At 60.8% G+C, this 26,382-nt stretch carries 24 protein-coding genes and 1 tRNA gene; 13 read left to right on the forward strand and 12 right to left on the reverse strand.

Annotation, left to right across the window (positions count from 1 at the left end; all coding sequences use genetic code 11):
• Positions 1 to 36: 36 nt before the first annotated feature.
• The 7 genes from AC5SSZ_RS02740 to AC5SSZ_RS02770 all read left to right on the forward strand — a co-directional run bounded on the left by AC5SSZ_RS02740 (position 37) and on the right by AC5SSZ_RS02770 (position 5,219).
• Complete coding sequence (locus tag AC5SSZ_RS02740) at positions 37 to 966, forward strand: LysR family transcriptional regulator (protein WP_495436776.1); 930 nt, start codon at positions 37 to 39, stop codon at positions 964 to 966.
• Positions 967 to 1,095: 129 nt separating this feature from the next.
• Entirely contained in the window at positions 1,096 to 1,857 is a 762-nt protein-coding gene (locus AC5SSZ_RS02745) for a carboxymuconolactone decarboxylase family protein (protein ID WP_495436778.1), read from the forward strand.
• 48 nt (positions 1,858 to 1,905) lie between these two features.
• Positions 1,906 to 2,544: an NADPH-dependent F420 reductase gene (locus AC5SSZ_RS02750; protein WP_274838359.1), complete on the forward strand. Its 639-nt coding sequence runs from the start codon at positions 1,906 to 1,908 to the stop codon at positions 2,542 to 2,544.
• A 23-nt stretch (positions 2,545 to 2,567) separates the two neighbouring features.
• On the forward strand, positions 2,568 to 2,963 hold the full coding sequence (locus AC5SSZ_RS02755; protein WP_495436781.1) for a (R)-mandelonitrile lyase: 396 nt from the start codon (positions 2,568 to 2,570) through the stop codon (positions 2,961 to 2,963).
• A 277-nt stretch (positions 2,964 to 3,240) separates the two neighbouring features.
• Entirely contained in the window at positions 3,241 to 4,104 is an 864-nt protein-coding gene (locus tag AC5SSZ_RS02760) for an aldo/keto reductase (protein ID WP_495436783.1), read from the forward strand.
• Between the two features lie 151 nt (positions 4,105 to 4,255).
• A complete protein-coding gene (locus AC5SSZ_RS02765; RefSeq protein WP_165832711.1) occupies positions 4,256 to 4,417 on the forward strand; it encodes an SHOCT domain-containing protein in 162 nt (53 codons plus the stop codon).
• A 208-nt stretch (positions 4,418 to 4,625) separates the two neighbouring features.
• Complete coding sequence (locus tag AC5SSZ_RS02770) at positions 4,626 to 5,219, forward strand: rhodanese-like domain-containing protein (protein ID WP_342455925.1); 594 nt, start codon at positions 4,626 to 4,628, stop codon at positions 5,217 to 5,219.
• A gap of 94 nt (positions 5,220 to 5,313) precedes the next feature.
• On the opposite strand, the gene asnB is transcribed toward AC5SSZ_RS02770, so the two are convergent.
• Entirely contained in the window at positions 5,314 to 6,861 is a 1,548-nt protein-coding gene (asnB, locus tag AC5SSZ_RS02775; RefSeq protein ID WP_495436785.1) for an asparagine synthase (glutamine-hydrolyzing), read from the reverse strand.
• A gap of 255 nt (positions 6,862 to 7,116) precedes the next feature.
• Between asnB and AC5SSZ_RS02780 the strand changes: the two genes are divergently transcribed.
• A complete protein-coding gene (locus AC5SSZ_RS02780; RefSeq protein WP_495436787.1) occupies positions 7,117 to 8,016 on the forward strand; it encodes a LysR substrate-binding domain-containing protein in 900 nt (299 codons plus the stop codon).
• A gap of 353 nt (positions 8,017 to 8,369) precedes the next feature.
• Positions 8,370 to 8,984: a DUF2202 domain-containing protein gene (locus AC5SSZ_RS02785; RefSeq protein WP_495436789.1), complete on the forward strand. Its 615-nt coding sequence runs from the start codon at positions 8,370 to 8,372 to the stop codon at positions 8,982 to 8,984.
• Between the two features lie 109 nt (positions 8,985 to 9,093).
• On the opposite strand, the gene AC5SSZ_RS02790 is transcribed toward AC5SSZ_RS02785, so the two are convergent.
• The 4 genes from AC5SSZ_RS02790 to AC5SSZ_RS02805 form a co-directional block, all read right to left on the reverse strand.
• A complete protein-coding gene (locus AC5SSZ_RS02790; protein WP_495436791.1) occupies positions 9,094 to 9,561 on the reverse strand; it encodes a thioesterase family protein in 468 nt (155 codons plus the stop codon).
• A 15-nt stretch (positions 9,562 to 9,576) separates the two neighbouring features.
• A complete protein-coding gene (locus AC5SSZ_RS02795) occupies positions 9,577 to 10,623 on the reverse strand; it encodes a methyltransferase (RefSeq protein ID WP_274828192.1) in 1,047 nt (348 codons plus the stop codon).
• A gap of 294 nt (positions 10,624 to 10,917) precedes the next feature.
• Entirely contained in the window at positions 10,918 to 11,640 is a 723-nt protein-coding gene (locus AC5SSZ_RS02800; protein WP_495436793.1) for a CpXC domain-containing protein, read from the reverse strand.
• Positions 11,641 to 11,662: 22 nt separating this feature from the next.
• Positions 11,663 to 17,197 carry a hypothetical protein gene (locus AC5SSZ_RS02805; protein ID WP_495436795.1) on the reverse strand — a complete coding sequence of 1,845 codons (5,535 nt, stop codon included), beginning with the start codon at positions 17,195 to 17,197 and terminating at the stop codon, positions 11,663 to 11,665.
• A gap of 311 nt (positions 17,198 to 17,508) precedes the next feature.
• Between AC5SSZ_RS02805 and AC5SSZ_RS02810 the strand changes: the two genes are divergently transcribed.
• Positions 17,509 to 17,859 (forward strand): META domain-containing protein, encoded by a 351-nt coding sequence (locus AC5SSZ_RS02810; protein ID WP_274835793.1) that lies wholly within the window; start codon positions 17,509 to 17,511, stop codon positions 17,857 to 17,859.
• Positions 17,860 to 17,894: 35 nt separating this feature from the next.
• Here AC5SSZ_RS02810 and AC5SSZ_RS02815 read toward each other — a convergent pair whose 3' ends face one another.
• The 7 genes from AC5SSZ_RS02815 to AC5SSZ_RS02845 form a co-directional block, all read right to left on the reverse strand.
• The gene (locus AC5SSZ_RS02815; protein ID WP_274828195.1) at positions 17,895 to 18,827 is read right to left on the reverse strand and encodes an AEC family transporter; all 933 of its coding nucleotides are present in this window, start codon (positions 18,825 to 18,827) and stop codon (positions 17,895 to 17,897) included.
• 41 nt (positions 18,828 to 18,868) lie between these two features.
• A complete protein-coding gene (locus AC5SSZ_RS02820; protein WP_065271017.1) occupies positions 18,869 to 19,666 on the reverse strand; it encodes an MBL fold metallo-hydrolase in 798 nt (265 codons plus the stop codon).
• Positions 19,666 to 20,478: a TatD family hydrolase gene (locus AC5SSZ_RS02825; RefSeq protein WP_495436798.1), complete on the reverse strand. Its 813-nt coding sequence runs from the start codon at positions 20,476 to 20,478 to the stop codon at positions 19,666 to 19,668. The genes AC5SSZ_RS02820 and AC5SSZ_RS02825 overlap by 1 nt, the downstream gene beginning before the upstream one ends.
• Positions 20,479 to 20,545: 67 nt before the next feature.
• Complete coding sequence (locus AC5SSZ_RS02830; RefSeq protein WP_065271015.1) at positions 20,546 to 21,664, reverse strand: DNA polymerase III subunit delta'; 1,119 nt, start codon at positions 21,662 to 21,664, stop codon at positions 20,546 to 20,548.
• A complete protein-coding gene (gene tmk / locus AC5SSZ_RS02835) occupies positions 21,661 to 22,314 on the reverse strand; it encodes a dTMP kinase (protein ID WP_274828198.1) in 654 nt (217 codons plus the stop codon). Before tmk ends, AC5SSZ_RS02830 begins: the two co-directional genes overlap by 4 nt.
• Complete coding sequence (locus AC5SSZ_RS02840) at positions 22,311 to 23,441, reverse strand: D-alanyl-D-alanine carboxypeptidase family protein (RefSeq protein ID WP_065273536.1); 1,131 nt, start codon at positions 23,439 to 23,441, stop codon at positions 22,311 to 22,313. The genes tmk and AC5SSZ_RS02840 overlap by 4 nt, the downstream gene beginning before the upstream one ends.
• A 111-nt stretch (positions 23,442 to 23,552) precedes the next feature.
• Complete coding sequence (locus AC5SSZ_RS02845; RefSeq protein ID WP_369001345.1) at positions 23,553 to 24,470, reverse strand: SPOR domain-containing protein; 918 nt, start codon at positions 24,468 to 24,470, stop codon at positions 23,553 to 23,555.
• A 248-nt stretch (positions 24,471 to 24,718) separates the two neighbouring features.
• On the opposite strand from AC5SSZ_RS02845, the gene AC5SSZ_RS02850 reads away from it, so the two are divergent.
• The 3 genes from AC5SSZ_RS02850 (at position 24,719) to AC5SSZ_RS02860 (ending at position 26,367) form a co-directional block, all read left to right on the forward strand.
• Positions 24,719 to 24,808: transfer RNA gene (locus AC5SSZ_RS02850), tRNA-Ser, on the forward strand.
• Between the two features lie 143 nt (positions 24,809 to 24,951).
• Positions 24,952 to 25,449 (forward strand): GNAT family N-acetyltransferase, encoded by a 498-nt coding sequence (locus AC5SSZ_RS02855; protein WP_274835832.1) that lies wholly within the window; start codon positions 24,952 to 24,954, stop codon positions 25,447 to 25,449.
• A 129-nt stretch (positions 25,450 to 25,578) separates the two neighbouring features.
• The gene (locus AC5SSZ_RS02860) at positions 25,579 to 26,367 is read left to right on the forward strand and encodes a lysozyme family protein (RefSeq protein ID WP_065270973.1); all 789 of its coding nucleotides are present in this window, start codon (positions 25,579 to 25,581) and stop codon (positions 26,365 to 26,367) included.
• The last annotated feature ends 15 nt before the right edge of the window (positions 26,368 to 26,382 follow it).

Genomic DNA, 26,382 nt, shown 5'->3' on the forward strand with positions numbered 1-26,382 from the left:
TCATGAAGGGCGGACATAGATTGTGGAAGAACGACAATGAGCAACAACACACAAATCCCGGCCCCTTTCATGATACGCGAGAACATCAACGACCTGATTGCCTTTGCCGCTGTTGCGGAAGAGCGCAGTTTCACGCGGGCTGCGGCACGGCTGAACGTGTCGCAATCCGCGCTGAGCCATACAATCAAGGGGCTGGAGCAGCGGCTGGGCTTGCGCCTTCTGACGCGCACCACACGCAGTGTTGCCCCGACCATCGAGGGAGAGGACCTGCTTGCCACGCTCAACCCCTGTTTCGAGAAGATCGAAAATCGGCTGCAGGCTCTGAATGACGCGCAGGATCAGCCAACGGGAACGGTGCGGATCGTGGCAGTGGAATACGCCATCGAAAGCATTCTGTGGCCCAAGCTGTCGCCGGTGCTCAAGAAGTATCCTTCGGTGAATATCGAGCTTGTCATGGACTACGGCTATACCGATCTGGCGGCGTCACAATGCGATGCAGGGGTGCGCTATGGTGATCAGGTCAGCGAGGGGATGATCGCTATGCGGATCGGCCCGGATGAGCGGATGGTCTGTGTCGGTGCCCCTGAGTATTTCAAGGAAATGGACACACCGCAGGTGCCACAGGACCTGTCCGATCACCGCTGTATCAACCTGCGTCTTTCCACCCACGGCGCGCTTTATGCCTGGGAGTTTGAGGACAAGGACGGCAACGAGATCAACGTCAAAGTCAAAGGTCAGGCCTGTTTCAACACGGTCAATCCAGTGATGCAGGCGGCCACGGATGGGCATGGTCTTGCCCTCATCCCGGAACGCCTTGCCCAGTCGCGTCTCGACAGTGGCGCACTGCAGATGTGCCTTGGCGATTATTCTCCCTATTTTCCGGGCTTCCACCTTTATTACCCCAGCCGCCAACGCCCGTCCTCGGCGTTCAGCCTGGTGCTGGAGGCTCTGCGTGAACGCGGCTGAGACCAAAGGAAGGGTATGAGGCTAGGCATTCATGAAATGGCATCATGAGTGGGGTGATCAGGACGGGCATTAAGCTTTCGGGAAAAGGGGCCACATCATCAGGCAGAAGCAACCCAACAGGAGATCCCGATGAAGACCTCTATTGCCGCCTCTGCCTTTGCGCTGATGACCAGCCCGGCCTTTGCCCAGGATGTGAAAACCACGCTGCCCGATGCAGTGGGGCAAGTCTCCCCGGCGCTGGAAGCCTATGCCACGGATACGATCTTCGGCTCGGAATGGACCAATGAGGCGCTGTCGATGCGTGACCGTGCACTGCTGACATTCGCAGCGCTTGTGACACGTCACGAAACGGAAAATCTTGGCAGCTATGTCGCTCTGGCACTGGACGCGGGCGTGACCCCGGCAGAGCTGTCCGAGACGATCAGCCACCTGGCCTTCTACACTGGTTTTGGCAATGCAACCGCAGCGTCCGAGGCCGCAGCGCCTGTGTTTGCCGCTCGCGGCGTGTCGATCGATGCCTTGCCGCCCGTGTCCCCGGATCTGTTGCCGCTCAATGAAGAGGCCGAAGCCGCCCGTGAAAAGCTTGTCAGTGGCCTTTATAGCGACGTCAGTATTGGTGTTGTCGACAACACCCGCGAGGTGCTGTTTCTGGATCTCTGGCTGCGGCCAGATCTAGCGCCCCGCGACCGCAGCCTTGTGACCGTCGCCGCCTTGATCGCCGCAGGTCAGCCTGAGCAGATGACCTTTCACCTGAACCGCGCCATGGACAATGGTCTCTCGCAGGAGGAAGCTGGGGCCATGCTGTCGCACCTTGCCTTCTACGCGGGCTGGCCAAAGGTATTCTCGGCCATGCCCATTGCCAAAGAGGTGTTTGAAAATCGCGGGCAATAAGACCGTATAAAGGTTTGGGAAAGGCAGCAAAGTCAGAAGGAGAGATGCATGAAGATCGGAATTCTCGGCTCCGGCCTTATGGGCGCCAAGCTTGGCGCACTCTGGGCAGCCTGTGGTCATGACGTGTGTTTCTCCTATTCTCGCAGCACTGCCAAGCTCGCGCGTCTCGCAGGCGATTGCGGCGGAACATCGGGCACGGTTGCCGACGCGGTCGCAGGAGCGGATGTGCTGCTTCTTGCGGTGCATTGGTCACGCATCGACGATGTCCTGCAGCAGGCCGGAGATCTGGCGGGAAAGGTCGTGCTCAATTGCTGCGTGCCGCTGAATGACAGCAACACAGAGCTGGTGGTGGGCACAACGTCCTCGGGCGCCGAAGAGCTGGCCAAGGCCCGGCCCAAAGCCCGCTGGGTGTCGTGTTTCAACACCATCCCGTCCGAGAGTTTCCGGCCTGTGTTTGACCGCAAGGGACAAACGCCCGCGCCGCAGGTCTTTACCTATGGTGATGATGCGGAGGCAAAGGAGATCGCGGGGACGCTGATCCGGGACATCGGGTTTGAGCCGCTTGAAACCGGGGGGCTGCGCAATGGGCGTTTTGTCGAACCCTTTGCCATGGCGACGGTCGAGCTGGCCTATGTGCAGCCCGGCGGTCCGGCGCTGACCTATCGATTTGAAAAACTGCGCGGCTGACCGCGCATGAAAGGAGATCAACCATGAAAATCATCCGTTCCGGCAGCGCGCCGTCCAGACCGGGCCCCGAAGACTGGTTCACCGGCTCGGTCCGGATCGACCCGGTGTTTCAGGCCGAAGACCCCGGGCGGGTCAGCGGTGCCCATGTGACATTCGAACCCGGCGCCCGCACCGCGTGGCACACTCATCCGGCAGGGCAAACCATCATCATCACATTTGGCCGCGGACGTGTGCAGCGCGAAGGCGGCCCCGTCGAAGAGGTTAGCGCAGGCGATGTAGTCTGGTTCCCGGCTGGTGAAAAACACTGGCACGGCGCATCGCCTGACACCGCCATGAGCCACCACGCCATCCAGGAAAGCATCGATGGTGTCGCCGTTGACTGGATGGAGAAGGTCAGCAACGAAGACTACAACGGCTGATCTTTGGGGCGAGCAGGCGGGTTAGACCTGCTCGCTGCCCAAGGGTCTTGCATCGGCGATAGTTGCCGCGGGCATCAAGGGCGCATGGCACAGTGCGCGCCGCCTTGGCGTTCCGCCATTAATGATCTGAACTCATCAGTGGGTTCAATTCTGCATGGATTATCGCAGGAGCCTGCCTGCCATAAGTTCCACCCCATCAGATACGCACTGGAACTTATGCCGCTCGATCGACGGCAGGGGAGCCATTGGCGATACACTATGACAAAGGAAAACCCCAATGATCCTTCAAGAAACTTACACTCTTTCCAATGGCGTCGAGATTCCGAAACTTGGTCTTGGCACCTGGATGATCGACGACGCGGTAGTTGCGGATGCGGTCAAGGCGGCTGTGAACCTTGGCTATCGCCACATCGACACCGCGCAGGCCTATGCCAACGAACGCGGTGTTGGCGAAGGAGTCCGTGACTGCGGCGTGGCCCGCGACGAGATTTTTGTGACCACCAAGCTGGACGCCGGCATCAAGACCTATGACGAGGCCAAGGCAGCCATCGACGGCTCTCTTGCCACGATGGGGTTGGACTATGTCGATCTGATGATCATCCACAGCCCGCAGCCGTGGGAAAATTTTGCAGGCGACGACCGGTACTTCGAAGGCAATCTTGCGGCGTGGAAAGCGCTGGAAGAGGCGCTTGAAGCGGGCAAACTGCGCGCCATCGGTGTGTCCAATTTCCAGAAGGAAGATCTCGACAACCTGATCGAGAACGCCACCGTCAAACCGATGCTGAACCAGATCCTGGCCCATATCAGCAACACGCCCTTTGACCTGATCGACTATACCAAGAGCAAAGGGATCCTTGTCGAGGCCTATTCGCCTGTCGGTCATGGTGAGCTGTTCAAGAATACCGAGGTCGGCGCAATGGCCGAGAAATACGGCGTCAGCATCCCGCAGCTTGGCATTCGCTATTGTCTGCAGCTGGGCCTGTTGCCTTTGCCGAAGACCGGAAACCCGGATCACATGGCCAACAACGCGGCGGTGGATTTCGAAATCTCCGACACAGATATGGATGCACTTAAGTCCATCGAGAAGATCAAGGACTACGGCGAACATAGTTTCTTCCCGGTCTACGGCGGCAAGATGTAAGCGGCGCCTTCAGGATCGGCCGATACTGAAACAACCGGTGGGGCCCGTGGTCCCGCCGGTCTATTTGTCGGTTCTGCTTGGCGTGCCCGCGATATTTTGGGCGCGAGAATACGAGCATATGGTGGGCTGGGACCATAGTCACGGGGTCGGAATGATCTTTGGCCCCGTGCTTTGGATGACCGACCTGGGTCTGGTGGTCGCCGGGCTGATCTGGCTGGTGCGCGGGGGCGACGGGACGTCATCGCAGCGCAAAGCGTCCGGCGCGCAGTCCGAACTCGATATGCGATTTGCCCGTGGCGAAATCGATTCATAAGAATACGCCGCACGCAAAAATTATTGATTTCAAAAGCTTGCGGGCCGCTTGGGGGAGCTTCCATATAGCCGCTGCAAGGATCATAGCCGTTGCAAGGATCGTCGGGCATAGGCAGTGAGAGAGATCTGAACGCATCAAAAATGCCTCGACTGTGTGTTATTCGAATTTTAGAATGTGATAAGCACACGAGATGAGGGAGGATTCAGACATGCGTGGAATGCTATTGGGCCTTTGTATAGCCGCCATCGCGGCGCCTGCACTGGCGGATAAGGTCGGCATCACAAAGGACATGATGAGCGTGACCGTGACAACGCCTGGCGGCGCGGTTGAGATCAAGCGCAATCAGGATCCCGAAGCGCGTCTGGGTGAACCTTGGACAAAGACCTCGCGCCCCTGTCCCAATTTCTGCATCCAGCCGATGACACCGGCACCCGGGGTGACGACCATTGGCGAGCTGGAGGTGCTGGAGTTCCTGAAATCGGGGGAGGCCCTGCTTGTCGATGGGCGCGTTCGCCCGCAATATGAACAAGGGACAATTCCGGGTGCCATGTCGGTGCCTTATACCGAGGCGGCCGACCGGCTGGGGGAATTTGGCTGCGAGGTCGATTTCGATGGCTGGATCTGCGAGGGCGAGGTGCCTTCGGTCGTCCTGTTCTGCAACGGGCCATGGTGCGGCCAGTCGCCGACGGCCGCGCGCCGCATGATCGAGGCGGGCTTCCCGGCCGAGAAGATCTACTACTATCGTGGTGGCATGCAGAGTTGGAACATGCTGGGTCTGACCGTGGTGCCGGGCGGCTCCTGAGGCAGCCCAGACCGATATGCTATGGCGCGCGCCTTGAGGCTGATGATGCAGCAAGGCGCGCGTAATCGGGTCCGGAAACCGGGCAGGCGGTGCCTCAGGCGACCACCCGGTCCGCATCCCAGGACCCGGCAGCCTCCAGGATCCGCTCGGGGTTGCGATAGGCATCGCGCAGCAGGTGTTCATACAGGGCGCCTTCTGACTGCCGCGTGACGGGACCGCCGATCAGCGCGGTAAGGGCCTCTTCCAGCGCATCGACCGTGCCGGAGCCTTCGTCGAATTGCGCCTTCTTGCGCCAGACCAGATCCGGCGGCAGCAAGTCTTCGCAGGCTTTGCGCAGGATCCACTTTTCCGTTGTTGCGCCGGTTGCATCAGGAGCCGCAGGATCGGTGCGGCGCATCTTCAGATCTGCGGGGATGGACTGGGCAAAATCGATCAGCTCCCGATCCAGGAACGGAGTTCGGGCCTCTAGGCTCTCGGACATGGTGACGCGGTCGACCCGTTGCAGATTGATGTTGTGCATGGTCCCAAGGGACCGGGTCAGCTCATCTGCCAGTGCCCTGGGATCGTCGACATAATCGTGGTGGTAGGTATAGCCGGCGAACAATTCGTCGGCGCCTTCGCCGGTCAGTACCGCCTTGAGCCTGGCCCGGGCCAGCCGTGCTGCGAACAGGGTGGGCAGCGCTGAGCGCACCAGGTCCACATCAGCGGATTCCAGATGATAAAGGACATGCGGCAAGGCCTCTGCCACGTCTTGTGCTGTAAAGACGGTCTCGTAGTGGTCTGATCCGATATGGTCGGCCACGGCGCGCGCGGCGACCAGATCCGGGCTGCCCTTGGTGCCGACGGCAAAGGTCTTGAGCGGACCCAGCCCCTGTGCCTTGCGCGCCCTCTGGGCAAGCGCCGCGATGATCGAACTGTCCAGCCCGCCGGAAAGGAAGCTGCCCACCTCCACATCCGCGACCATCCATTTGGAAACGGCCCCCTCCAGCACAAGACGCAGCTCCTGCGCGGTGCCGTTGATATCGAGATCAGGCTCAGCCGCTGCGGCGCCCTGAGGCGTGCGGTACCATTGCCGCCAGCCGGTGCGGCTGTCGAACAGATGTCCGGGCGGGACCGCTTCGACCTGGTCGACCGGGACGCCGTCAAAGGCCTTCAGCTCGGAAGCGAAGACCAGCCCATTGCCCAGACGCGCCATGTAGAGCGGTTTGATCCCCAGTGGATCGCGCGCGGCAATGATGCGGTCTTTGGTAATCAGAACAAAGGCGAACATGCCATCCAGCTGGGTGACCCAGCGGGAGCGCCCGGAGCGGAACAGGTGCAGGATCGTTTCACTGTCAGAAGCCGTCTCAAACGCCGCATCGCCTAAGATAGCCCGCAGATCGGCGTGGTTGTAGATCTCGCCATTGGCAACCAGCATGTCACCTGTCTGGTGGATGGGCTGGGCGCCGTCCTCGGGGCCGATGATAGACAACCGGCAATGGGCCATGGTGAAGGCGGTCTCAGTTGCAGGGGGCTCGATGGTGGGGGTATCTGCATGCCGGAGGACATGCACCTCGTCGGGGCCGCGATGGGCGATCTTCGCGATCATCTCCTCGGCCAGCCCGGCATCGCTGGTATTCCAGAAACAAACAAATCCACACATGGTTCTTGGTCCTCAATCGGTTCCATAGCAGTCGCCATAAGGGCGGGGCCGCTTTTTGCGCGCGCCGGGCCGTCCTTGCCATGACAGGCCGCGCTGCGCTGTCTTGGCGGCGGCGGGGCAAGGGGGCTGCTGATCGGCTTTGGCCGATGGGCGGGCGCCTTTAAAGTTTTGCGGCACCATAGCTATCAAAATCTCGTGGTTGATAATAATGAAACATTCTAGCACTATGGGTGAGAAAAATTTGACCATAGTGCCATGCCTCGACGTCTTCCTGTTCTCAATGCCCTCAGATCCTTCGAAGCTGCCGCGCGGCATGAAAGCTTCAAGGAGGCGGCGACTGAGCTGAACGTGACCAACGCGGCCATCAGCCATCAGGTCAAATCGCTTGAAGAAGCCTTTGGGATGAGCCTGTTCCGGCGTCGTGGGCGTGCGGTTCAACCGACCGACGCGGCAAAACGTTTTGCAGACCGGATCGGCAAGGCCTTCGACACGATCGAGGCAGCTGCGATTGAACTGCAGGGCAACCCGATGAGCGGGACATTGCGGGTGGCGGTCACGCCCTTTTACGGCAATCGCATCGTATTGCCGCGCCTGTCGCGGTTTCATGCCATGTATCCGGAGATCACGGTCGAACCGGAGATGAGCGCCACGGATACCGATTTTCGCAAATCGGATCTTGATGGTGGCATGCGCTATGGCACCGGGGAGTGGTCCGGGCTGACCGCAGTCGAACTGCACCGTGATGAACTGGTGCCGGTGGCGGCGCCCTCGGTCGTCTCGGGGCGGCGCCTGCCGCTGTCTGCCGATGAGATTGCCAAGCTGACCCTGGCCTATATCGAGGGCCGCAAGGACGATTGGCAGGCCTGGCTGGATCTTCTGGGTTATGCGGGACCGCCACCACAGGACATGGTCGCCTATGACAGCCGGGCGCGGGTCGTGGACCTGGCCTTTGCCGGGCATGGCGCTGCGTTGGCCGATGTCAGTCTAACCGCTGCCGATGTGGCTGCTGGGCATCTTGTGCGCCTCAATGAGACCCGCCTGACCACCGGACGGGGGATGTGGCTGGTCTATCCGGATACGGATTTCCCCGATCCGCGGCTCATTGCCTTTGGCGAATGGTTCAAATCCGAGGTCGCAAAGATCCCGATCGCCTAGGTGCTCGACGTGAGTGGGCCTCTCAGCAGTGAGGCTTTGCTCCGATCTCTCCAATGCGATCTTGAAATGTGCTCTGAGCATTCTAAAGGCTGTTGTCAGAACGCATGCGCTGGCATGTCTGGCAGCATGCAGAGGTTGCCAATCGGCTTCCAAGGCTTGCGGCACGACGTCACGAGTGCAGTCGTGGCAGAGGGTGCACGGCAAAATTTCGCTGCCAAATCAGCGGCGCAACGCCGGTCTGCTGGCAGGCCAGTTTCAATTCACGAGCCAATTTACATATGTATTTTTCTGAATGTAATGGGCGCGCCGGGCCTCGTTCACCTTGAGATCAGCAACCGGCACAGGAGAAAGACATGAGCATGAACAGTGTTTCCTACCGCGAGTACACAGTGAGTTTCGAAGGCACCGACGGTGTTAAACTGTCCGCCGAAACCGGCCTTGATACAGGTATTGGCGGTGGCAAATGGCACCGTAACGAAGCTGAGACACAGCAGGTTGAAACGGTATCAACCGATGATGCCTCTGTTGCTGTGACGCTTAGCGCTGAGGCCATCGCAGAGCTGAAGTTCATGATCGAAGAGGAAAAGCTTGCGGGTGATCTCTACGAGGCCTTTTACGATGTTTATGGAGAGGAGATCTTCGCCAATATCGAGGAGTCCGAAGACCAGCACTTTGACGCGCTTGTCGATTATGCAGAGAAGATCGGCGTCGATGTCGATTCCTTCGTTTTCGACACCGCTGGCGAATTCTCCAATCCCGAGTTGCAGGAGATGTACGACACGCTTCTGGAGCAGGGGCTGACCTCGCTAGAAGACGCGCTGGAGGTCGGTGTGGCGATCGAGGAGAAAGACATCGTCGATATCGCGGCAGCGGCCGAAGCCGTGCAGGACACCGCCCTGGCGGATATCTATGAAAACCTGCTTCAGGGCTCTTATGCGCACCTTGATGCCTTTGAGGCTGTACTGTGACCGAAATCGCCTCCGGTTTCAGTCACAGATTGGCTTGGCCTCGCAATCGCGAGGCCAAGTGCAGCCACGGACCTTGCAGGTGAAGGCAGACCAGCTGGTCGGGGTGGCGTCAACCGGGAGTAGTTCCGCGCAATTGGCGAACTGCGCGTCCGACCCATTCCGGGGCCGGGGACAGAGCCGCATCCAAAAGGCTGTTATAGATCGCCTCGGGGAAGGCCGTGGCACGTTGCTGGCGCGTATCGTAGTGCAGCAGCATGCATTCAAACGTCGCGCATTCCTGATCGGCCGACCACATGGTGTGCCCGATCTGCAAGCGTTTGCTGTCCACGCCCAGGATCGCCGCCTCGATTGACAGGGTTGCCGGAGCGCGCACTTCCCCCACGTACCGCAGGTGCGTCTCAAGCGTATATAGCGCGCAGCCCGTTGCCTCGAAATATGCGGTGCCGATCCCGAAACGGTCCTGCAGCTTCCATGTCGCATTGCTGAACGGGACCAGATAGTAGGCTTCGTTCAGGTGGCCATAGGCATCCAGCCACTCCTGCTGAAGCGGCTCTTCGTGTACGCGAAATGTCGACATCTCCGCTCCCCCGGCTCAGGCAGGTTTGGAAAAGACGACCAGTTTGGTCATCGCGGGGATCAGGTTGTCGACAGTCTCTACCTCGAAACCGATCTTTTTGCCCATTTCCGTCAGCCAGCCCACCGATAGCGAACGGGCGTCGGGGGTAAAGGCCATGTGTTGAAGCTGCCAGAGTGCGGCCAGCGCGGGTCCGCGGCGGTTCTCTTCTACCATGAAGTCATGCACCATCAGCTTGCCGCCGGGGGCGAGCGCCTCAAAGCCTTTCGTCAGCAGGCCTTCGACGTCGTCGCCGGGAACGCCGCTCATCAGATAGGACATCAGGATGGCGTCCTGATTGCCTGGCCACTGGATTTCGATGGCGTTGCCTGGAATATAGCGCACCCGGTCGATCAGACCGGCCTCGGAGACAAAGCCCCAGCCGATTTCGGCCACGTTGGGGAAGTCGATGATGGTGGCCTCAAGGTTCTCATATTCGTTGCACAGGCTGATGGTCATCGCGCCGGTGCCGCCGCCCACGTCCAAAAGCGTCTTGGCATGGGACAGGTCCACAGTGCGGGCCAGTGTGCGCCCCGGGCCAAGCGAGCCGGCGTGCTGGCTTTCGGAATAGACCGAAGCCTGTTCTTCATCCGCCATCCAGTGCCGGTAAGAAGCGATTGCATCCTCGGAGAGTTCACCTTTCATCACCGCATTCAGCTGCAGCAGGAAGGGGTACATCTGTTGGTCGATCTGATAGCGCAGATAATCGCCGAAATCGTATTTCGATGTTTTCGAAAGGAAATTCTGCGCGGCGGGGGAATTCTTGATCTTGTCATCGTCCGTGTTGCTCAGCAACCCGACGCTGGCCAGCGCGGTTGTCAGCGTGACGATGCGGTTGAGCGGCACATCCGCAGCCTCTGACAGTTCTTTGGCCGTCTTGGGGCCGTCCGCGAGCAGTGAAAAGATACCGACATGCAGACCGGTGAACAGCGCCTTTGATGCCATGAAACTGAAAGCGATGGACGACAGATCCTCCGCGCTTTCGATTGCATTGTTGTCGAGTGTCGCCGGGGTCAGATCCTGCATGAAGCCCACTTACCTTTCTGTCATTTCGGATGTGTCTGGGAGCATACACAGCCGTAGCCACCACGCAACAGTAGCGCCGGAAACATGTTACAAGTTGTCGGTTTTGAGCCAAATTTTGATGCATTCTACGGTGAAGAGCGCCTTCCATCCCTGCTTTTCCAGCCGCGATGGGCAGAGCACGGATGGGTTTAACCGCACCTAGTGGCAGGGCAGATCGCCTGATGTCTGCCCGACAAGAGGAACGTTTTTGCCCCTCCGCCGCCGCGGTTTGCGCTGAGTGTCGGCTGCGCGGTGTTAGCCTGCCTGGCGTTCAGCGCCCGTATGGCGGCCTTCACCCATGTAGAGTTTCTGCATATCGACGAAAGGTCCTGTCTCCAGCCGACCGCGGATCGCGGCCCATCCCTCCGGGTTGTCATGGATTATCTGATACAGCTCTGATGGCACGTTCAGGTATTCGATGTATTTTTCCGATGCGGTTTCCAGCCAGGCAAAGACATAGCTGCCGGTCTCTTCGTCCACATCGACAAGTCGCAGTTCAATGCCTTCGGCCAAGGGGGCGGTTTCGACGCTGCGCAGGATATGCAGCTTCATCATCTCGACGATCACATCGTCCAGCTCCAGTTGCCGCAGCAGCAATTTTTCCCGCACCGCTGGCCAGCCAAAGGTCAGTCGCACGGTCAGCCCTTTGCCGACCTCCTGCGCGGCAGCGGGAGCCTGCGACCCATAGCTGGTGGAAAACAGATCATTGGCCTCATCCTCCAGCTCCAGATGATCGCGCAACCGGTTGGCGGGCATCGCAGCGATCCATTGCCCGCGCCCGACGTCGAGGTAATTGAACTGCGGTTGCAGGCGAAAACTCTCGCCGCAGGCGGGGCAGGCCGCGTCTTGAAACCGGTCCTCCAGGATGTCGTCCCGTAGGTCGGGACGACGGTCGGCGTTGACACTGCCGACGGCGGACATGGACACGGGCGCCTCGCATTGCGGGCAGAGCAGATTGACGGGATGAAACAGGGACATCGGTCGGCAGCCTTTCGATCAGTCAGAGTTTGGACAACCAGTCAATCGCCGGATGGTTCGGTTTCAGCTTGCCCGAGTGATAGGCGGCATAAAGTTCGGAAAACCATTCGCCCGGCGCCCGGAACTGGTAGCCGGTCATGCCCTTGGCGCGTGCGCCAAGCAGATAGGAGGTCCAGCTGTTGGTATAACTCTCCTGATATACAACACCGTCAATCGCGAGCTTCTTGGCAGAGGTCATGCTGGACCATGGTTTTGCGGGCTCAGAGGCGCTATCGATATGCGCCTGAACCTGAACGCGCCGGGTTTCCCATTCTTCGTCCGTGCAGGTCTCGTCCGCGGGTTTGTCCGGGGCATGGGCGCTTGTGTTATGGGCCATGTATTCGGTGATATAGTCTTTGTCGTATTTGAACTTCTTGGCAAATTTCTCGGCGATGTCCGAAATCGCCATGCCGTATTCGGTCCAGCCACCGAAATCCTTTTTGCTGCCGTTGCTGTTCATGAAGCCGTGTTTGTCATCCACCGCATGGCCAACCTCGTGTAGGGTGTTCCAGTTGAAGTAGGTCACCGGTTCTTCGTTCGCGGGTTTGCATTTTTCCAGCTCGGCGCGCTCCTCCGGGGTGGCCGCATCATCCAGGCTGCCGACCGCGTCATCACTGCCGAAGGCATAGTTGGGCGACAGGCCCGCATCACCTTCGTGCATCACGATCCGCTTTTCGTTGCCCTGGTACATGGATCCGCCTTTGTCGGCTTCGTTGATGGCGAATTTCTTCAGCGAGTCATTGTTGAGCGTGTGGTCCAGCGGCAGGTCTTGCATTGCCTTGTAGAAGGCCACGATATTGGGGCCTTTCAGATCGCCATCGGCGATTTCGGTGGCTGGCGCCAAGTTCTTGTTGCTGAAGTTCTTGATATCGCAGCCAAAGCGCGCCTTGAAGGCGACCTTGACCACCGCGCGCTGGGCTTCCGGCTCCAGATTGTCGATCATCGCATCCAGCTCGGCGGTGCCACCCGGGCGTGCCAGGATTTTCTCGATGTCTGCCGGGTCTGGCGGCGTATTGGCCCGCATCTGCGCCATGACATAGGCGCTGGTGCCAATGGCGCGGGCCTCTTCCAGCAGCTTGATAGCATCTGCAGGCTGTTTACCTGCGTCCTGCGCCGCGGCATCCGCCAGTTTCTTGCGCATGGTGTCGATGCTGGGTTTGATGGCGTAGCGGTGTTCGTGCCCTTCGAGCACGGCCAGGCGGGGCTCCACTTCCGGTTCGGCGCGCAGCTCTTTGTACGTCTTATGCTGCTTGGCCAGCTCCAACGCGGTTTTGGTCAGGGCGATAGCCTTTTCAATATCGGCGCTGACCGATGCATAGTTCTGGCCACCTCTAGCAGCGGTCTGTGCCCCGGTCAGCAGCTTTTCAACTTCGGCGACCTCGGCGGCGACATAGGCGGCTTCTTCGTGGTCCTCGACCGGGGTCAGGGCCGTGCAGGCGTGGGCGATTTCCTGCGTGATGAAGGCATATTGCGAAATCACCTCATCCGCCGTGTTGCAGGCCTCCAGCGCGGCAAGAAGATGCCCTTTGGCGACCTTTGGCGCCAATCCGTCTTTCTGGCAGTTTTCGATTTCCGCCGTCGCGGTCTTCAGGTGTACCGCTGCGACATCGGCGTTTTCACGGCTGCCGACCACTTTGATCGACAGTTTCGCCGCCTGTACCTGCGGCCACCAGGGGGCGCTGTCCTCATCCCCGCCAATGGCCGAATTCACCACTTCAAGGATGCCATGCGTTTTGGCGGTCGACAGGGCCTCTTCGGCCGAACGCGCCACTTCCTCTGCCATGGTTTTTGCCGTCGCGTAGTCACTTGGTGCCAGTTTGACCAGCGCGTCATATTTGGCTGTCAGCCGGGTCAGCTGCGCCGCGATGGCGTCGGCCTGCTTGTGCGCCTGCGCCTCGTCCAGCTTGGCCTTTGCCTCTGTCCGGGCGGTTTCATACTCCGATGATCCGGTGATCGCGGTCAGCAGCGCCTTGGCGGTCTCGGTGAGAGCCTTCAACTCCTTCACGGCTTGCGAATAATCGTTTTCCGTCAGGTCGGTCCGGGTGGTGTCGAGCTTGGCTGCCGTCAGCCGGTCTGTCATCTCCTTGATCCGGTCCTTGGTGGCATCGTTGCCTTCGGCGGCCAATGCATCGACCGCTGCCTGCGCATCTGTAACCGCCTGAGGGTAGGGCGCCGCCGCTGCGAGAAGAACCTTGCAGGCCTCGATCTTTTGATAGGCCTTTTCGAACATCCCGCGCGCGGCCGTGTAGGTATGCGCGGCCTTCATCGCCTCATATTTGGCAAAATCCGCATCCGCGCGGGCGATCTGATGTACCCCGGCTTCCTTGCCCGGTCCGATCAGCGTGGCACGGGGCACCTTGAAATAGGGACCTTCCCAGCCCAGCACGGTTTTGAGTGTCGTCAGATCCGCGTCGGTGGCCTTTTCCCAACCGGCTGCATCCTTGGCCTTCTCCGCGGCGCCTTTGAAATCCCGCGCGGTTTGCAGCCGGATACTCTCGTCGATCAGCGCCTGAATCTCCGTCTTGCGATGCTCCAGCTGTGTTTCTACATCGCCTCCCTCGGTGGTGATCTTGGCGATCACCGCGGTGGCCTTGGCCCGGTCGGCCTTGATCGTCTTGTAAAGTTCACCTTCTGCGCGGGCCTGGTCGACCATGGCGCGTGCGGCGGCAAGCTTGGCCTCGGCGCCGTCGTAGTCATAGGCTTCGGGCTTGATCAGATCGTCTGCTTCGCTGGTCAGACGGGTGATGTCATCCAGATGCGGCTGCAGGCAATTGGCATCGTTCAGCGCCGCCAGCCCAGCCACCCGCGTTCCCAGCGAGGTTTTCAGTTCCTCATAGGCGTGATGCTGATGGACCAGCACCATGGCGAGTTTCAGATTGGCGATGGCGCTGTCCAGATGGGCGCGCGCATCGTCGTATTTCTTGGCTTTCTTGGCTTTTTCAGCCTCCGCGGCAGGCACCTGTGCCTTGGCGATCAGCACTGTGAAATCATTGCCGGTATCCGCCGCGACCACCTTGTCCCGGATATCGGTGAAGACCTTGAAGGCCGGGTCCCATTTCTTTTTCAGGTTATCCAGCGCGGCGGTATCGGTCAGCCCGTCCAGCTCGACTGCGGCCTCTGCCGCAGCCTTAGCGCTGTCGAGGCGTTTTTCCGCATCCGCCAGGCAGGTGTTGGCCGTGGGGAAGTCGAGCTTGAGCGCATGGGCCACGGCTTCGGCCAGCAGCGCCTCGGCATCGGCCAGCATGCCTGCGGCTTGCGGTACGTTCTTCAGCGGTGCGATCTTGCCCTGAACGACCTGGCGCTTTTCCTTGTAGGCCTTACAGGCGTCCGCCTGCGCAGTGGTTGCTGCCCAATCCCCGGCCGTGGCATCCAGCAGGGATATGGCCGTTGAGTACTTGTGAAGCGCCGCTTCCGCCTTGGCCGAGGCGAGATCGCTTTCCATTTTCAGGATGATCACCTGAATGCCCGAGGCGCCATCGTGGTCCTTGAATTCCTTCAGCTTGGCCTCAAAGGCGGTCAGCTTGGGCGCGTATTGCTGCACCACCGGAATTTCGGTTTCCAGAAACGCCCGCAGGTGCCAGAACTTGCCAAGGGTCTTGAGTGACTCGGCGTAGTCCTTGCTCGTGGCGACATCGGAATCGTTGTAATAGCCATTCGCCTCGGTCAGCTTGACCGTGAGCAGGTTTTTTACAGCGCCGGGAAGCGTGGCCCAGTAATCGACCCAAGTCTTGGCCTTGGGCCGGGCGTCTTCATAGCTTTCCCGCAGCGTCCGCACCCGGGCAGTTTTGGCGTAAACTGCGGCGATCTCATCCAGCTTCTTGATGCCATCCTTGAATTTCTTCGCGGCCTTGTCCTGCTGCGCCGCATCGTAAAGGCGTTCCATCTCGCGGGCGGCATCGTCGATCGCGGGATCGCCGACCGTTACCCCACGCGCAGCGTCGGCCAGCTCCTTGCGGTCGGGGTCCAGCGCCATGAAATGGGCAAAGTCATCGGCGAGCACCTCGGCCTTGGTGATCTCGGCCTCAGCAGCCGTGAGCGCCTCAGTCGCGGTTTTCAGATCGTGAGCCTTTGCCTTTGCGATGGCGTCCGTGCGGGTGTCGTTGATCGTGGCGATTTCGGGTGCGATTTCCGGGGCCCCGGCCTTTGGATGGCTGGTCAGGGGGACCATCCGCAGGTCAAAGATTGCCAGCGCCTTGCCAAAACCGGTCTTGGCTTCGGTGTCGGTGGCAACTGCCTTTTTCAGCCCGGCAAGGGCCTTTTCGCCAGCCTCCAGCTTGGCCGTGCTGCTGCTTTCGGGCTTGGCCTTGGCTTCGTTCGCCAGCGCCTCGACTTTCTCCAGGGCGGTCTTCCATTTGTCCGGGGTCTGGCTGACCGCCTCGGGCACGATGGTGTTATAGGTCTTCACCGGGCCGTCGCGCAGCTCTTTCAACCCGGCTTCGATACGGGCAATCTGGTCGGACAGGTCGGTATCATCCGTATCGCCAGCGGCTTCGCCTGAGGGCGGAGCGGATTGTTCGGGCGCTTTTTCCGGTGCGTCCGGGCGGGGGATCGTTGTCGTGTCGCCGCCTTCCGCCGCCTCGGCCCCTCCGCTTGGCGGGGCCGGTTCTTCCTGAGGTGCCTCGGCCGCGGCCTGACGGGCCTTGGAAATGGCCTGTGCCAGCGGACCGACCGCCTTAAGCGCGCCTTCGAAATCAGGCGGCGTGGCTTCCACCCTCGCGGTGATCTGAGCCCAGACCGCCTGAATTTTCTCGGATTGGGTTGTCTTGAAGGAGAGAACCTCGTCGATCAGCGGCTTCAGCTTGGCTTCTGCCTGCTGCCACTTTGCCTCAAGCAGGGTTTGCCGCTTGGCCCGCGCAGCGGCGTCCTGGGCCGCGGTCTTCATCTCCGCTGACAGCTTGGCCACATGCTCTAGCGCCGTGGCAAAGGCGCCGGTGTCCGCCTTGGCCTGCAACGCCTTCCAAAGCGTCTCGACCCGGGAAAGATCAATCCCGGCGATCTGACGCAGCTTTACGAGGTTGGCTTCGACCTTTTTCGCGGCTGCAGCCCATTTCTCCTCTGCCGGATCTGGCGTGCCCGAGGGCGCCGCGGGGCCGTCCGGTTCTGCCGTATCCGTCGCCGTCTCGCCGCTTGCGGCCTCTTTCGCAGCCGGGCCTTCTTCGTCCTCATCTTTCTCCGCTTCGACGACCTTTCCGTCTGGGTCCTGAATGATGATGCTGTATTTCAGCCCGACGACCATGAACATTTTCTTGGTCTTGCGGGCCATGCCCGGCGGGATCTTTCCTTCGACAATGAGGGTCAGTTCCTTGCCGTCCAGTTTCAGCCGTCCAAAGGTGAATTGCGGCGTCTCTCCATCGGATTTCGCCTGCTTGCCAAGCACCTTGGCGGCTTTGGTCTTGTGGGTGAGAAAGACCGAGTCTTCGATTTTCTTGCCAAAACACAAACCAAAGGCCAGCTCGCGTTTGCGGGCGATTGCCATCTGTTGTTTGATTTCTTTCGCGGCAGATCCATCAAGAGGCATTGGGCAGCTCCTGGACTGAAAAACTGTTTAAAAATAGCATACTACACACTTGCCTCTTTCAGGGTCGCACGCGGTTAACGTTTCGGCAAGAATTTTTTTCTTGTGAAACCGTACAGACTGCGCAGACTCTGGGGGCATATGCACCAAGGTGAGATTATGCCGATTTTCCCGATAACCGGCTCTGCCACATGAGGATTTCAGGTCCCTTTCTGGCCGTGATCCTGGCAGTCAGTGCCGGGGTTTGCGGTTGGAGTTTGGCGGGATTTTCTTATGCCTCGGAGCACGCCAATGCACCCAGTGGAGGGGTCCCCATGGTTTCACCCACGGCAGAGAGTTTCGATGGCGCCTGGATCGTGCAGCGGGTAAAGGACATCGATATTGCGGGCTTTGACGAAATGCGGTTCGATTTTGCCGAGGGCACGCTCTACGGCTCCAGCCCCTGCCGCAGCTTCACCACCACCTACGGGCCGGACCTGCAGAACCTCATGTTCACGCCGTTTGATATTGGCGGCGGGCTCTGTGATGAACAGACGATGATCGCAGAGCGCGAGTTCCTGCAGCAGCTGGGTCTGGTCAACCGGATGGAACTGGCCGAGGACGGGCAACTGGTCATGTACAACTTTGATGAGCCGCTGCTCTGGGCGGTGCGACTGCCCGGCTGAACCTGCGCGAGGCCCAGGCGGGCAGGGGAGGTGCCTCAGGTGAGGACCACGAGCCAGAACCACACCGTCAGTACAGAGGCCCCGGTTGCAATCAATACCGAGGAAGCGGCGACGCGCCGGGCGCGGCCATACATATTGGCAAAGATATAGGCGTTAAAGCCCGGCGCCATCGCAGCATTGAGAACACCGGAGCGGAACAGATCCTGTTTCAGGCCAAGAGTGCTGCCAAGGGACCAGACGATGGCCGGGTGCACCATCAGGGCGGTCACGCAGACAAATGCGATAGTGCGCAGATCGCCCTCGGGGCGGTATTGCACCAGTACGCCGCCAAGGGCGAACAGCGCCGCCGGGAGCGCGGCGCGGATCAGAAGCTGCAGGGCATCGTCAATTGCACCGGGGATGGTGAGGCCGATCAGGTTGGCGGCAAATCCCAGTGCAATCCCGAGGATCAGCACGTTGCGGAACATCGCAGTCAGCACCGAGCGTGCCATCTTCATGCTGCCGCTGCCGCGGTTCTTGACGATCTCCATCACGGTGATGCCGATGCCATAGCAAAAGGGCGAATGGAACGCGATGATCGCATAGTTGCCGGTCAGATTGTCGGGGCCAAAGGCGCGTTCGGTGATCGGCAGGCCCAGCAAGACCGAATTGGAGAACAGGCAGCAGAAGCCGATGGCCACGCAGTCTTCCCAGTCGCGTTTAAAGATCAGCCGCGCACCGAAGAGGCCGATCAGAAAACAGATCCCCGCCCCGGTGTAAAAGCTGACGAGCAATGTCGGGTCAAAACTGCTGGAGAGATCCAGATTGGCAATCGCCCGGAACAACAAGCAGGGGATGGCAAAGCTCTGGGTGAATTTCATCAGCCCTTCGATATGGCTGTGCGTGAAATACCCCTTCATCGTTGCGGCATAGCCCGCAGCGACCACCAGGAAAACGGGCAGAATGACGTCGATCAGGCTTTGCAGCATATAGTCGTAGTCCTAATGGGCGCTCGCCCGGTTGGGCGGCCCTAGATCGGACTGCGGATCACCATGCCATCATAGGCGGCAGAGATATGATCGGGGGTTTCTGCCTCGACCGTGGCATAATCCATATCGATATGCATGTTGGTCAGCACCGCGCGCCGGGGCTGCATCCGCTCGATCCACTCCAGCGCCTGCGTCATGTTGAAATGCGTGGGATGTGGGGTGCGGCGCAGGGCGTCCAGAACCCAGCAATCCATATCCTGCAGCTCGGGCAGGGCACTGTCGGGGATGTCGACCACGTCGGGAAGATAGACCAGCCCGCCCATCCGGAACCCCAGCGCGTCGATCGACCCATGCCCGACCTCGAAGGGGCGGAAGGGGATTTCTCCGCCAGGGCCATCGATAACAAAGGGGCCATTGATGCTTTGCAGATCCAGGATCGGCGGATAGGGCGATCCTTCGGGTTGCACAAAGGCATAGCCAAAGCGCGACAGCAGGGCATTTTGGGTATCGCCATCGGCGTAGACCGGGATCCGCTTGCGCATGTTGAAGACGATCATGCGCAGATCGTCGATACCATGCACGTGGTCCGCATGGGAATGAGTATAGACCACCGCGTCCAGCCGTCCGACCTCTGCATCCAGCAGCTGACTGCGCATATCCGGCGAAGTATCGATCAGCACCGTGGTGGTGCCATCCGGGCCGTCGCGCTCAACCAGCATGGAGCAGCGCCGCCGTCTGTTGCGTGGGTTCTCAGGGTCGCAATCACCCCAGTGGCCGCCAAGGCGCGGCACCCCGCCCGACGAGCCGCTGCCGAGGATGGTAAAGCGCAGTTCAGCCATCAGGCGGCCGCCTGATATTGCGCTGCTTTCCAGAACAGCCGGTCGAAATTCTCCTGCGTCTGGGCCGCGAAGTCAGCGTAGTCCATGCCAAAGGCCTCGGCGCCGACTTTGGCGGTCAGGGCAGAATAGGCCGGTTCATTGCGTTTGCCCCGGTGCGGCGGCGGTGCCAGATAGGGTGCGTCGGTTTCCACCAGAATGCGGTCGATGGGCGCGGCGGCAAAGATGTCGCGCAGCTCCTGGCTTTTGGGGAAGGCGGCAATCCCGGACATTGACAGGTAAAACCCGAGATCCAGCGCCGCCCGGCCAAGTTCCGCCGAGGAGGAGAAACAATGCATCACGCAGGAATAGCTGCCGTTTTTCATTTCTTCGGACAGGATGCGGGCCATGTCGTCATCCGCGGCGCGGGCGTGGATGATCAGCGGCAGGCCGGTTTCACGGGCGGCGGCAATGTGATTGCGCAGCGAGACCTGCTGAATCTCGGCGCTGTCCGCGGTGTAGTGATAGTCCAGCCCGGTTTCGCCAATGCCGACGAATTTGGGGTGTTTGGCCAGCGCCACCAGTTCATCCACGCTGACCAGCGGCTCATCAGCCGCGCTCATCGGGTGGGTGCCTGCGGCGTAAAACACCGGCGCGTGGGTTTCGGCGATGGCGCGCACCGAGGGTTCATTCTTCATCTTGGTGCAGATGGTGACCATCCGGGTGACCCCGGCTTCGGTGGCACGGGCGATCACCTGATCCAGCTCGCCAGCGAAATCCGGAAAATCCAGATGGCAGTGGCTGTCGGTGATCTGGGGAAGGGGTGTGCTGCTCATGCCTGTCTTTCGTCGTCTTGTGCGCCGCAGCCCCGGACCTGCCCAGACCAGCCCGGACGAGTCGGGATCAGCGCGACGCGGTTTCCTGCATCTTGAAAACCGTATCTAGGACTAGCGCGGCGGGGTCAAGGTTCACGGCCTGACCGTGGCGGGCGCGTGCCGTTGCTTCGGCAGAAAGGTCGGCCCATGCCCGGCCTTTGTGCGGATCAGGGGCGAGGCGCTGCAACATGGCGGTTTCACCGGGTGCGGCCTCTGGCTGGGGCGGCTGTCCGGTGGCGCCGGTACGGGCCAGCCGGGCCATGGCGACCTCGGTCAGGGTCAGCAGTAGCTCAAATTTTTCCGCGCCGCCACGCTGGGCCGCGGTTTCGGCCAGCGCCATGGCGCGCTGACGGTCCAGACGGGGCAGAGAATCGAGGATCTGTACAAGTTCGGCGTATGTCTTCAGCCCACCAAGGTTCAGAAGACGCAGCGCCGCGCCGACCGATCCGGCCGCCAGCGCCGCAAGATGATCGGCGTTCTCTGGCAGTTCGGCCCCGGATTGACTGAGGGCGGCCTGCATATCTTCTGCCGACAGGGGGCCAAGGCGCAGCGTGCGGCAGCGCGAGCGGATCGTCGGCAACAGGCGCGAGGGCTGATGCGAAATGAGGAACATGGTGGTCCGCGCGGGCGGCTCTTCCAGCATTTTCAAGAGGGCGTTGGCGGCGCTGGGGTTCATGTCGTCGGCGGCATCCACGATCACCACCCGGCGCCCGCCATCAGTGGCAGACAGGCCGAAAAACCGGTTCAGTGCACGGATATCATCTACAACGATCTGATCGCGCAGCTTGCCCTTGTCGTTATAGCTGCGGGTGATCGCGGCCAACCCCGGTTCGGCCAGGGCGTGGATCCGGTGCGATACCGGGTGATCCGGGGCGATGTCGAGCGTGGTCGCTGGCGGCGGCGCGCCGAACAGCCCATCCTCAGCAGGGGGTGTTGCGAGAAGAAAGCGCGCGATGCGCCAGGCCAACGTCGCCTTGCCAATGCCCTGCGGCCCGGTCAACAGCCAGCCGTGATGCAACCGGTCCGAGTTGAAGGCGGTAAGAAAATCCTGCTCTGCCTTGTTCTGGCCGAATATCTGCGGGGTTTCCCGCGGGTGTGGCGCGCCTGCGGCCTGATCTGCCCGCGGCAGCTCGTCCTGCGCGCTCATACCGGGTGTCCTTCGGGGGACAGGGCCGCCAGCGCCTGCGACAGAACGTCCTGCGCGACCGTATCGAGAGCACGGTCGCCGTCCAGAACGCGGAACCGGTCGGGGAATTCCTGCGCCAGTGCCAGAAACCCGGCGCGCATCTTTTCCTGCAAGGACAGGCCGAAATCCTCGAACCGTTCTTCAGTGCCCTGACGCCCCTTGGCGCGCGAAAGGCCGGTGGCCGGGTCCATGTCAATCAGGATGGTCAGATCCGGTTCACGGCCGATCATCAGGTCATGCAGCTGGTCCACCGTGGCGCGCAGATCGCCGCGCGACAGGCCCTGATACATGCGGGTGCTGTCGGCAAACCGATCGCAGATCACCACCTTGCCAGCGGCAAGCGCCGGTTCGATGGTGCGCTCCAGATGATCCCGGCGCGCGGCTGTGAATAACAGGATTTCGGTCTCCGCCGACCATTTGTCGGGATCGCCCTCCAGCACAAGCCGCCGGATCTCTTCGGCCCCGGGGGAGCCGCCGGGCTCGCGAGTTAGCACCACCTCGCGCCCTGCCGCCTGAAGCGTCTCGGCCAGCAGTCGACACTGGGTGGATTTGCCGGAACCGTCGATGCCTTCGAAGGTGATGAACAATCCGCGTTCGGGACCGGGTGTCACAGCGCGTCCTCGGGGCCGTTCAGAAAGCGTTTGATCAGAACCTGCGCGGCGGTCTTGACCCGCACCGGAAAGCCACCTGCGGGCACGTCATTCGCCGCCACCAGCGGCAAGCGCACCTCGGGCAACTCATCGGGTTGGAAGACCAGCTCGGCCAGTTTGTCGCCCTTGCGGACCGGCGCGTCGATGGGGCCGGTGTAGACCACCTCGGCGTTGATCTCACTGCCGGTCAGGGCGGGTACCAGGATTTCCAGATCTTCGGCTGGCACCAGGCCTACCGATCGTGCAGCGCCGCGCCATACTTCGGCTTCGGCGACAGGGGTGTCAGCTTTGGCGATGGTTTTCTTGGTAAATTGGCGAAACGACCAGTTAACGAGGGCCTCTGCCTCCTCTGCACGCGCCTTGGTGCTGGCCAGCCCCGTGATCACGAAGATCACCCGCCGGTCGCCCTGTTTGGCCGATCCAACAAGGCCATAGCCCGCCTCACTCGTGTGGCCGGTTTTCAGACCGTCGGCGCCAATGCCCAACGTCAGCAGCGGATTGCGGTTGCGAGTGTTCGACGGCGCGCGTCCATCAAATTCAAAGGTCTTTTCCGAAAACAGCGGGTAATACTGCGGGAAATCTTCGATCAGATGCTGAGCGAGAATACCCAGATCCTGCATCGACATGCGATGCCCGGCGGCGGGCCAACCGTTGGAATTGGCAAAGGTGGCATTGGCCATGCCCAGTTCGCGCGCGCGCTTGGTCATGTAACGGGCGAAACCGGCCTCGGTTCCGTCCGGGCTCAGTGCCTCGGCGATCACTGCGCAGGCGTCGTTGCCCGACAGCACGATGATGCCGCGCAGAAGATCCTCGACCCGGACACGGTCGGTTGTGTCCAGGAACATGGTGGAGCCGCCATAGCTCATCGCGTGTTCGCTGACCGGCAGCTGTTCATCCAGCGTCAGCCGCCCATCACGCAGGGCTTCAAAGGCCACATAAAGCGTCATCAGCTTGGACATGGAGGCCGGGGGCAAAGGCACCTCGGCATTCTTCGAAAGCAGAACCGTATCGGTGCTTTGATCTAGCACGAAGGCGGCGCGGGCCTTTGTATCAAAGGCCGAGGCCGGAACAGAGGCAATGCTCAGCATAAACCCGGCGCAGGCGGTCAGTTTCAGTGCGGATTTGACAAGATCGATCACCGGTGTGTCATCCTTGTTGGTCTGTGTGCAGGCGACGCGGGGCTGGGAGCGTCATGCAGGTCAATTGGTCACCGCGTAGGCATCCGAGAAGCCAGCCTGTTTGACGCTTTTCAGCAGCTGGCTGCGCTCGCTCTTGGTCTGTGCCGGTCCGACGACAACGCGCCAGAAGGGTTTGCCGTTGGAAGATTGCTCATAAACGATCGGGATCATGCCTGCATTGCGCATCTGACCTGCGGTGCGATTGGCGTTTGCCTCGACGCTGAAAATGCCGATCTGGATGTAAGGTTTTTCAAGCGGCGAAACGCGTGTTTTTGGCGTCGCGGGCGTGGGCTGTGGTTTTGCAGGTGCAGCCGCCGTGCTCGCGTCTGGAGCCGACGCATCAATGGCAGCAGCAGCCCCGGCGATCGGGTCCAGCGGTGCCTCTGCTACCGCATCGGGCGTCAGTGCCTCGCTCTGTGCCGTGGTATCTGCGGCATCCTCCGCCGGTTCTGCAGCGACCTCTTCCGGTGCTGTCTCGCGGCGCAGGGCGGTGACGTTCAGTTCGACCGGCGCGCCTGCCAGCATGCCCAGAGCCGCTGCCGCATCCGAGGAGGCCTGAATGCGCGGTCCGGGAATTTCACGCTCGCGGCGGAACAGGGCGCCGATTACGAATTTTCCATTGGCGCTGTTGCGGATGATGACCCGTTCCGGATCCTGCGCATCGGGGTGGGCCACCCAGACACCACCAAGGGAGGGACGCCCGTCCCAAAGCCCGGCCTCGGTCACCTGAAACACATCCGGCGATTCCACGTCGCGCTCCACCAGTTTGGTGCTGCTGGCGGATGTCGGCGCTGTGTCGGTCGCAGAGGCTTTGGGCTGCAGGAACGGCAGCCCGGCGCCGTCTTCACAGGCGGTCAGCATCAGCAGACATAAAGCAGACGCGCAGATCCGCGCGCCGGTTTTTCCGATTGGCGTGGCCCGAGTTCTGGCCTGTGTCATGGTTCTTCCCTTGCCTGTGCTCAAAGCGGCGATGCGCTGCTTGCCGGGTTCCCGGTCATCGTTTGATTTTGCAAATGATAGCCTGCGTCTTCTTGCATGAAAACCCTGTCCCCAAGCGGGCGGCACAAAAGCATGGCAATTGGCATTATTTCGCGTGCGTTTACATCGGGCGCAGCTCCTTGTTCGAAAAAGATGGCACGATTTTCCCTTGCACGATGTGCTGGCGCGGCCTAAACCGCCAGCTGACCGGGGAGGTGGCAGAGTGGTCGAATGCGGCGGTCTTGAAAACCGTTGAACGTGAGAGCGTTCCCAGGGTTCGAATCCCTGTCTCCCCGCCACCGATCGCATGTTGCGATCACCTCCGGTTCTTCCTTCGCAATATGCGCTGATCTTGTCCGTTGCTATGGCTGCTCCAAGGATGCGATGCTGCGGGCGCAGGGTCTGCGGCGACAACAGGTTGGAACAGCTCAGAGGAGACAAGATGGCCGAGCTTATCCGTCAGGCCGACCTTGAGGATGCCGAGGCGATTGCAAGGATCGCCAATGACATGATCCGGGATACGCTGATCACCTTTACCAACGACGAAAAGACCCCAGCTGCCCTGCGGGACGTCATCGGGGAACGCGGTCTGCGTTATCTGGTGGCCGAAATCGACGGGCAGGTGGTTGGATTTGCGACCTATGGCGCGTTTCGCGGCGGGCCGGGCTATCGGCACACGGCGGAACATTCGATACAGCTCGCTCCGGCTGCGCAGGGGCGTGGGCTGGGGCGGCGGCTGATGGCGCGGCTTGAGGATGTCGCCCGCGCCGACGGCATCCATGTGCTGGTGGCCGGTGTCAGTGGCGCCAATCCCGGCGGCATCGCTTTTCATGCTTCGCTTGGCTTTGCCGAGGTCGGCCGCATGCCGCAGGTCGGGCGCAAATGGGGGCAATGGCTGGATCTGGTGCTGATGCAGAAGGTCCTGTCAGAGGCGGACTAACCCGGGGCGGTGGCCTTTGCACGTCCGTTTTAGGGGCGGTTCGCGTATTTTCTCGAATGCAATTAAAGGAAATATCAATTCTGTCCGGTCAGGATGAGGGCTGCTTGTCGCTCGAAACAGAAGGTTTCCATGGCCCATCGCAACTCTGCCCTGGCGTTTACAGCCCTGTCGTTCTCTTTCCTGGCCACCGGTTTGGGGGCGAGCGAACAGTTCTCAATCGTCAGTGAACAGTTCTTTCAGAAGGGCGGGGGAGACAGGCGCCCGGTTCTGGCCATCCCTGCCAAGGCAGAGATCATTCCGCGCACGACCACAGAGGCACGGGCACAGCCCGATCTGGAGGCTGAGATGGAGGCGGTGCAGGCCAATCTGGCCAGCCTTTTCCGGGGCCGCAGCGGCACCAGCATGTTCCGGGATGTAACGCGCCGCAGCATTGTCGGTGGCGATGCGGCGCGCAGGCTGATGCAATTGATTGCCAGCGCCGAGGCAGGCAAGGCGCAATATGATGCGGTGCAATACGCGGCAACGATCCGTCCTTCGAAACTGCCGACGCATATGACCATCGGCGAAATTTACAAATGGATCGACGACACCCCTGGTCAGCAGCATGCCATCGGCCGCTATCAGTTCATTCCGGCCACCCTGAAACGGCTGGTGAAACATGTGGGGGCCAACCGCTCTGACCGGTTCTCTCCACAGCTTCAAGACCGGCTGGCGCAACAGCTTCTCGAAGAGGCCGGCTTCAGCGCGACCGTCGCAGGGGATATGAGCCGCCATGACTTTATGAACAATCTGGCCAAGATCTGGGCCGGACTGCCGACCTCCAGCGGGAAGTCCTACTATCACGGTCTGGCGGGCAATAAGGCAGTGCTGAGCTGGGCCAAGTTCGACAAGGAAATGGCGCAGCTATTCCCGGGCTGACAGCGGGCCATGTGT

The organism is Phaeobacter sp. CC-HEC084 (assembly GCF_059429255.1).

Excerpts from the sequence above, each read along its gene's own strand:
- AC5SSZ_RS02740 (WP_495436776.1), top strand. The coding sequence starts at position 37 with ATGAGCAACAACACACAAATCCCGGCCCCTTTCATGATACGCGAGAAC.
- AC5SSZ_RS02745 (WP_495436778.1), top strand. The coding sequence starts at position 1,096 with ATGAAGACCTCTATTGCCGCCTCTGCCTTTGCGCTGATGACCAGCCCG.
- AC5SSZ_RS02750 (WP_274838359.1), top strand. The coding sequence starts at position 1,906 with ATGAAGATCGGAATTCTCGGCTCCGGCCTTATGGGCGCCAAGCTTGGC.
- AC5SSZ_RS02755 (WP_495436781.1), top strand. The coding sequence starts at position 2,568 with ATGAAAATCATCCGTTCCGGCAGCGCGCCGTCCAGACCGGGCCCCGAA.
- AC5SSZ_RS02760 (WP_495436783.1), top strand. The coding sequence starts at position 3,241 with ATGATCCTTCAAGAAACTTACACTCTTTCCAATGGCGTCGAGATTCCG.
- AC5SSZ_RS02765 (WP_165832711.1), top strand. The coding sequence starts at position 4,256 with ATGATCTTTGGCCCCGTGCTTTGGATGACCGACCTGGGTCTGGTGGTC.
- AC5SSZ_RS02770 (WP_342455925.1), top strand. The coding sequence starts at position 4,626 with ATGCGTGGAATGCTATTGGGCCTTTGTATAGCCGCCATCGCGGCGCCT.
- asnB (WP_495436785.1), bottom strand. The coding sequence starts at position 6,861 with ATGTGTGGATTTGTTTGTTTCTGGAATACCAGCGATGCCGGGCTGGCC.
- AC5SSZ_RS02780 (WP_495436787.1), top strand. The coding sequence starts at position 7,117 with ATGCCTCGACGTCTTCCTGTTCTCAATGCCCTCAGATCCTTCGAAGCT.
- AC5SSZ_RS02785 (WP_495436789.1), top strand. The coding sequence starts at position 8,370 with ATGAGCATGAACAGTGTTTCCTACCGCGAGTACACAGTGAGTTTCGAA.
- AC5SSZ_RS02790 (WP_495436791.1), bottom strand. The coding sequence starts at position 9,561 with ATGTCGACATTTCGCGTACACGAAGAGCCGCTTCAGCAGGAGTGGCTG.
- AC5SSZ_RS02795 (WP_274828192.1), bottom strand. The coding sequence starts at position 10,623 with ATGCAGGATCTGACCCCGGCGACACTCGACAACAATGCAATCGAAAGC.
- AC5SSZ_RS02800 (WP_495436793.1), bottom strand. The coding sequence starts at position 11,640 with ATGTCCCTGTTTCATCCCGTCAATCTGCTCTGCCCGCAATGCGAGGCG.
- AC5SSZ_RS02805 (WP_495436795.1), bottom strand. The coding sequence starts at position 17,197 with ATGCCTCTTGATGGATCTGCCGCGAAAGAAATCAAACAACAGATGGCA.
- AC5SSZ_RS02810 (WP_274835793.1), top strand. The coding sequence starts at position 17,509 with ATGGTTTCACCCACGGCAGAGAGTTTCGATGGCGCCTGGATCGTGCAG.
- AC5SSZ_RS02815 (WP_274828195.1), bottom strand. The coding sequence starts at position 18,827 with ATGCTGCAAAGCCTGATCGACGTCATTCTGCCCGTTTTCCTGGTGGTC.
- AC5SSZ_RS02820 (WP_065271017.1), bottom strand. The coding sequence starts at position 19,666 with ATGGCTGAACTGCGCTTTACCATCCTCGGCAGCGGCTCGTCGGGCGGG.
- AC5SSZ_RS02825 (WP_495436798.1), bottom strand. The coding sequence starts at position 20,478 with ATGAGCAGCACACCCCTTCCCCAGATCACCGACAGCCACTGCCATCTG.
- AC5SSZ_RS02830 (WP_065271015.1), bottom strand. The coding sequence starts at position 21,664 with ATGAGCGCGCAGGACGAGCTGCCGCGGGCAGATCAGGCCGCAGGCGCG.
- AC5SSZ_RS02840 (WP_065273536.1), bottom strand. The coding sequence starts at position 23,441 with ATGCTGAGCATTGCCTCTGTTCCGGCCTCGGCCTTTGATACAAAGGCC.
- AC5SSZ_RS02845 (WP_369001345.1), bottom strand. The coding sequence starts at position 24,470 with ATGACACAGGCCAGAACTCGGGCCACGCCAATCGGAAAAACCGGCGCG.
- AC5SSZ_RS02855 (WP_274835832.1), top strand. The coding sequence starts at position 24,952 with ATGGCCGAGCTTATCCGTCAGGCCGACCTTGAGGATGCCGAGGCGATT.
- AC5SSZ_RS02860 (WP_065270973.1), top strand. The coding sequence starts at position 25,579 with ATGGCCCATCGCAACTCTGCCCTGGCGTTTACAGCCCTGTCGTTCTCT.